The organism is Schaalia vaccimaxillae DSM 15804 (assembly GCF_000420425.1).
Classification (GTDB): Bacteria; Actinomycetota; Actinomycetes; order Actinomycetales; family Actinomycetaceae; genus Pauljensenia; species Pauljensenia vaccimaxillae.
Window position 1 is genome coordinate 1 of record NZ_ATUX01000003.1, and the last position, 2,258, is coordinate 2,258.

2 protein-coding genes and 1 pseudogene are annotated in these 2,258 nt (G+C 51.6%); 2 read left to right on the top strand and 1 reads right to left on the bottom strand.

Features of this window, described 5'->3' with window-relative positions; translation table 11 throughout:
• Nucleotides 1–216: 216 nt before the first annotated feature.
• Nucleotides 217–627: pseudogene (locus G439_RS12730) on the top strand (peptidoglycan recognition protein family protein); the annotation flags it as partial.
• A gap of 18 nt (nt 628–645) precedes the next feature.
• Complete coding sequence (locus G439_RS12735) at nt 646–1,083, top strand: peptidoglycan-binding domain-containing protein (protein ID WP_243442524.1); 438 nt, start codon at nt 646–648, stop codon at nt 1,081–1,083.
• Between the two features lie 68 nt (nt 1,084–1,151).
• Here G439_RS12735 and G439_RS0100075 read toward each other — a convergent pair whose 3' ends face one another.
• Complete coding sequence (locus G439_RS0100075) at nt 1,152–1,406, bottom strand: PASTA domain-containing protein (RefSeq protein ID WP_131333440.1); 255 nt, start codon at nt 1,404–1,406, stop codon at nt 1,152–1,154.
• Between the last annotated feature and the right edge of the window lie 852 nt (nt 1,407–2,258).

A 2,258-nucleotide genomic window follows, 5' to 3' on the forward strand; every position in this document is an offset into this window, starting at 1 on the left:
ACCTCGAGGAGCAGTTCTCCCGGGGATAGGCCTAGGCCGCAGCATCACCACGAATGCGTTCGAAACGACGTTACGGCTTTCAAGGTGACGCTACAGCACACGACACGCGCGAATAGATGTCAAGTATTTGAACGCACAGCGTGTCACGACGATCCTTCCATCACTTGCAAACCGCAAGAAACCAACGGAAGGAGTAGGCAGATGCCTTACCAATACATGCGGAGCACGACACCCTATTCAACTCCAGGCCGTCCACACGAAAGAAACAATCCGAACAGCACCCAAGCCCGCGTAGACACAATCATAATCCACCACTGGGGAAATCCCGCACTCTACGCCGATCACCCTCACGACGGAGCAAAACGCATCGCACAAGGATTCATCAATAGCAGCAGAGAAGTCTCTGCCCATTATGTCGTGACGGACGGACTGGTCATACAATGCGTTGACGAAGGCGACACTGCATGGCATGCCGGAACTTGGAACGCAAACATCCATAGCATTGGCATTGAATGCCACCCACGAGCAGACCTGTCAGACCTGCGCACACTCCTCGAGCTTATTTCCAATATTCAGAAGCGACACGGGAACCTATACGTAGCACCTCACAGATTTTTCATCAATACGCAATGCCCCGGACACTGGATGAACCATCTGGACACCATTCGCAAGGCAGCGAATCCTGGCGGCGACCCAGTTCTACCAATTGCAATTCAACCGTCACCAGGAACCTCAACAACGGTAACAATTGACGGTTACTGGGGAGCAGCCACCACGCGGGCAGTCCAGCGCCTACTAGGCCTAACGGCCGACGGAATTATCTCGAGCCAGGACATATACTGGCAGTCAAGAAATCCTGGACTTACCACAGGATGGGAGTGGGTCGGCTCATCAAGCGCGATTGGCTCGCGAACAATTCAAGCACTCCAACGGCTGTGCGGACTAGCTGCAGACGGCCTGATCGGACCAAATACGATCAAGGCACTCCAAAGACGAATGGGCACCCCCATTGACGGAAAAATCGACGAACAATCATCATTCATCATGGCACTACAGAGTCGCCTGAACAGAGGGACAATCTAAGATCCCGGTGGTCTGGCCACTGCACACCCCGTGACGGCCAGACCACCCAGGCAACAACATATACAAAATTATAACAAAAGGCCGCAACTCACTTTAATTTCCGTAAATTCAAACACGATAGACCACGGTTTAACCGACTGATAGTTAATCATCCAAAAATCTGGATCTCTATGCGCATGCGCAGGATCCACGAGCACATTCAACTCCTTCTTCTCGATCACATTATAGGCTTCCCGCAGTGTCATTCCAGATAAATCCGGAACAAAAGAGACATTAAGAATGATGACAATCAATCCAAGAAGCCCAATGACAATTTCAGCCATTACTACCTTTGACCAGAAGGGTCCCAACAATTGAACGAGATGCGACCCCTTTCTCAACATCTCAAGCACACTCCTTTTTCACAAGACCTAAAACCAATGACTTCCATTCAAGTTCAACGCGTTCGCGATCGAATTTATGATCTCTACAGCTAGCATAGAACCTCTCCCTTTCAATCCCTGAAAGCCCTGCGACAAACGTCGCTAACCCCTTCCCTTGCCACCTCGCCCTTCGATAAAAAAACTCGGATTCAAGACAACTTCTTATACAAGAACCCACGACCAAGCAACTAAAACAAACTCTTCTCATAGACTTTCGCAAATCTTGAATATCTTCAGGAAGGTAGTCCGTCTTCCGCAGATCGTATTCATCATCAAAAATCCTCCAGCCAATCGTCGTACACACAGCTCCGAAATCACCGAAAGTCACCAGACACCTCCTAATGCACAGATAAAATCTATCGTCACAACGCTCCCTTGATGACAGGTCATCGTCAATTTATCCGCGTCATGGCGCGTCACCTGCGCTTTTGCTTACGACCGTGGATCAACAGCATTGATGGTCTCGCCCCGCGAATACGTTCAAGGTGACGTTAGAGCCTTCGTGGTGACGGTGCACCGCAACGCATCTCCATGAGGTGGGATGCAGGCCGCGCACATCGCCCACACCCCGCCAGCTCCAGCGCGATACCGGCCGCCCACCTGCACCCCGGGGACTGCCGATATAATCGCCCCCATGAGCCGCGAGGAGAGGTCCCACCCGTGGCTGGTTGTGGTGTTGGTGTCGGTATTCGTCTTCGCCAAGCAGTCAGGCACCGTGAACTGGGTGCTACTGTCGGAAATCTTCCCCGCCAA

Excerpts from the sequence above, each read along its gene's own strand:
- G439_RS12735 (WP_243442524.1), top strand. The coding sequence starts at position 646 with ATGAACCATCTGGACACCATTCGCAAGGCAGCGAATCCTGGCGGCGAC.
- G439_RS0100075 (WP_131333440.1), bottom strand. The coding sequence starts at position 1,406 with ATGGCTGAAATTGTCATTGGGCTTCTTGGATTGATTGTCATCATTCTT.